This window comes from Shinella sp. CPCC 101442 (assembly GCF_024704725.1).
Classification (GTDB): Bacteria; Pseudomonadota; Alphaproteobacteria; order Rhizobiales; family Rhizobiaceae; genus Shinella.
This window is the reverse complement of record NZ_JALIQS010000029.1, coordinates 1-546: the sequence shown is the minus strand read 5'-3', so window position 1 is coordinate 546 and position 546 is coordinate 1. Positions and strand designations below refer to the sequence as shown.

Sequence of the window (546 nt, the reverse complement as noted above, 5' to 3'; positions counted from 1 at the left end):
GATGGAAGGTCTTGCCGTCGAGAGCGCAGATCCGAAGACCGTCATGATTGACGCAGCCTATTTGAAGGCGCATCGCACGGCCTCAAGCCTGCGGTTAAAAAAGGGGGGCTTGGGCGGTTAATCGGGCGCACCAAGGGCGGCATGAACACGAAGTTGCATGCTCTCGCCGATGCGAATGGTCGACCGCTCAGCTTCTTCATAACCGCCGGTCAGATCAGCGATTATACCGGCGCAGCTGCCCTGCTCGATGATCTTCCCAAGGCGCAGTGGATGCTGGCCGACCGTGGATATGACGCCGACTGGTTCAGGGATGCCCTGCAGCAGAAGGGTATCAAACCCTGCTTTCCCGGACGCAAATCCCGGTCCCTGCCGGTCAAATACGACAAGCGTCGATACACGCGCCGCAACAGCATCGAGATCATGTTCGGTCGCCTCATTGGCGCCGCGTCGCCACCCGGTACGACCGATGTCCGACTGTCTTCTTCTCCGCCCTCGCTCTGGCCGCAACCGTCATCTTCTGGCTGTGATTAACGAGTACTGACCCTA

The 546-nt window shown here is 59.3% G+C and carries 1 pseudogene; it reads left to right on the top strand.

The window, feature by feature from the left end:
- A pseudogene (locus MUO32_RS29260) lies at positions 1-527 on the top strand (IS5 family transposase); the annotation flags it as partial.
- Positions 528-546 lie beyond the last annotated feature (19 nt).